Genomic DNA, 2,536 nt, shown 5'->3' on the forward strand with positions numbered 1-2,536 from the left:
GCCGGACGAACAGGACGGCCAGCTCGAACGGCTTGGTGCCGCGCTCGAGCAGGAATTCCTGCTTGCGCATGCGCGAAACCGTGGCTTCCGAGACGCCGATGACGGAAGCCAGCACCCTGGCGGTGACGTCGAGCAGTTCCGCGGCGCGCAGCGTGGCCCTGGTCACGACCGCGTTTTCGGCCGCGCCGGTGGCGATATGAGATTGCACGGACGGCATGACTTGTTCCTTTCCATGGAAAATATAGTCCACGAAAATTCATATGGAAAGGTGTTGTGTCGAAAGAATCCGGGACAGCCGGATCCGTCAGGGCCGAGAAATCAGTCTTTCTTGTAGAGCAGCCAGCTCTTGCCGGCGCGACCGGCCATCGCCGAATGCCTTGTCACGCAGTTGCGGCCGCCGACCTTCGAGCGATAGAGCGCCCGGTCGGCCTTGGTGTAGAGGTCCTCGGGGCTTTCGGCCTCGGACGCCATGCAGATGCCCATCGACACGGTCACCGTGCCGTAATTGGTGCCGGTCTGGCTGCTGGTGAACGGCGTCTGCTCGATCAGCGTGCGGATGCGCTCGGCGATCTCGAAAGTCGTGTCTTCGCTGGCACCCTCGACGATCAGGGCGAATTCCTCGCCGCCGGTGCGGGCAACGAACATGTCGCCGCGAATGCTGGTCTGGAAGATCTCGGCGATGATCTGGATGATCCTGTCTCCGACTGGATGGCCGAAGCGGTCGTTGATGTCCTTGAAGCGGTCGATGTCGGCGAGGATCAGGGCATTGAACAGGATGCCCTTGTTGGAGTTGTAGATCTTGGTGATTTCCTTGTCGAAGGCGCGGCGGTTCCAGACCTGCGTCAAGGGATCGGTGTCGGCGAGCCGCTTGTACTCCTCGAGCTTCGACTTGACGCTCTCGAGCTCGGCGGTCTTTTCGCTGAGCGTGCTCGCCACTTGCCTGCCATGGTCGATCGTCGAGTTGGTCGCCGCCGACATGGCGGTGACGATTTTCTGCAGCAGGTCCTGCGACAGCATGCTGCGGTTGCCGAGCCCACTCGACGTCTCGTCGAGGATGCGGCCGTATTTTTCGATGTGGGAACGCTCGCTGCGCAACAGCGAGGCGATATCCTCGAGTTCCTTGGCGATGACGTCGCGCGCGTGCTCGACAATGCCGGGGCCGTGATGCTGGGCAAAGAAGGTTCGGCCGATGCGGTCGAGTTCCTCCTGGGTTGGCCGGTTGCTCAGCGAGACGACGGCTAGGCTGAGTTCATGATTGCTGCCGCTCAGAGCCTCGTAGAAGATCTCGTAGTTGCGCGGCAGGCCAAGCACGCCAAGCTGGCGCATCGTCGCCACGACGGTGCTCGCTATGTCGGTGTTCCTGTCGTTTGGAACGAAAGCCGGCTGCATGTTCTGTTCACTCCTCAAGAGCCAACGCAGAACCTGCGCGTGCCGATGTCGCCATGAGGGGAGTGCGACCGGAAATGCCAGACACGAGAAGAATCGCGTCCCCGCTCACGACCTTCACTTGCAAACGACCATAGATGCGAGCGCGCTAAAGTTTCCTTAATAGGGCTGGATTTCAACACGGTTTTCTCTACCTCAGGATGCAATAACCGCTTATGCAGGCGCGGGGCGAAACGTGTCCTCTTCATGTCGCATTTGCCGATGCCCGGCGGGCGCAAAACTGGAATCCTGCTGCTGACAGGTGATGAATTCTAGGAGGGCGGAATGGATGACAATCACAACGGAGCTTGCCTGTGCGGCGCGGTGCGCTTCAGGACGAGGGGGGCTCTGCGCGGTGTCGTCTATTGCCACTGCTCGCAATGCCGCAGGCAGAACGGCCATTTCGTTGCGGCGACCTCGGCCAAGGATGCCGATATCGACATAGAAGGAGCCGAGGCGCTCACCTGGTATGGCGCCTCCGACGTCGCCAGGCGCGGGTTCTGCCGCATCTGCGGCTCGCTCCTGTTCTGGAAGCATAACGAACTGGATCAGATTTCGATCATGGCCGGCGCCTTCGACAGGCCGTCCGGACTTGCCGGGGAAAGCCATATCTTCGTTGGCGACAAGGGCGACTATTATTCGATCGACGACGGGCTGCCGCAGTTCGAGAAATCGTCGCCCTCGGTCAAGGTCGCCGGTGAGGCCGCCGAATGACCAGCAAGCGAGTACAGCGGCAGAGCGCGTGATTTTTGGCGGCACTGCCTTATTCCATTGATCCAGCCGTTGCTATATCCCCTGCCGGTCACTCGGAAAGGGATTTGGGCATGCAGCGGCTGATCGATGCTTTCTTCAACTCGGTGCGGGCGTTCCGCAAGCTGGCTGCCCACGAAAAAGCCTTCCAGCAGGAGCTGATGCTGCTCACCCTTGCCCTGCCGGCGGGCTGGTTCATCTCGGTGTCGTGGCGCGGCTACGCGCTGCTGCTCGGCGCGGTGCTGCTCCTGATCATGGTCGAAGTGCTCAACACCGGCATCGAGGCTGCCTGCGACGCCTTCAGCCGCGAGTTCAATGTCGACATCCAGCTCGCCAAGGATTGCGGTTCGCTGGCGGTGCT

Annotated in this window: 4 protein-coding genes; 2 read left to right on the forward strand and 2 right to left on the reverse strand. The window is 61.1% G+C overall.

The features are described from left to right. Together EOA33_RS31795 and EOA33_RS31800 are read right to left on the reverse strand one after the other, a co-directional pair. Positions 1 to 217, reverse strand: a 217-nt coding sequence (locus tag EOA33_RS31795; protein WP_348628273.1) for an antitoxin Xre-like helix-turn-helix domain-containing protein, incomplete at its 3' end; no start/stop codon positions are given. Between the two features lie 101 nt (positions 218 to 318). Then, entirely contained in the window at positions 319 to 1,389 is a 1,071-nt protein-coding gene (locus tag EOA33_RS31800) for a diguanylate cyclase (protein WP_127407428.1), read from the reverse strand. Positions 1,390 to 1,710: 321 nt separating this feature from the next. Here EOA33_RS31800 and EOA33_RS31805 point away from each other — a divergent pair, with 321 nt between their 5' ends. Both EOA33_RS31805 and EOA33_RS31810 read left to right on the forward strand, forming a co-directional pair. Continuing rightward, positions 1,711 to 2,139 (forward strand): GFA family protein, encoded by a 429-nt coding sequence (locus tag EOA33_RS31805; RefSeq protein WP_127400588.1) that lies wholly within the window; start codon positions 1,711 to 1,713, stop codon positions 2,137 to 2,139. A gap of 110 nt (positions 2,140 to 2,249) precedes the next feature. Then, positions 2,250 to 2,536: diacylglycerol kinase (locus EOA33_RS31810; RefSeq protein WP_145989403.1), on the forward strand; the 287-nt coding region annotated here is incomplete at its 3' end.

The sequence above is a fragment of the Mesorhizobium sp. M4A.F.Ca.ET.050.02.1.1 genome, assembly GCF_003997725.1.
Lineage (GTDB): Bacteria > Pseudomonadota > Alphaproteobacteria > Rhizobiales > Rhizobiaceae > Mesorhizobium.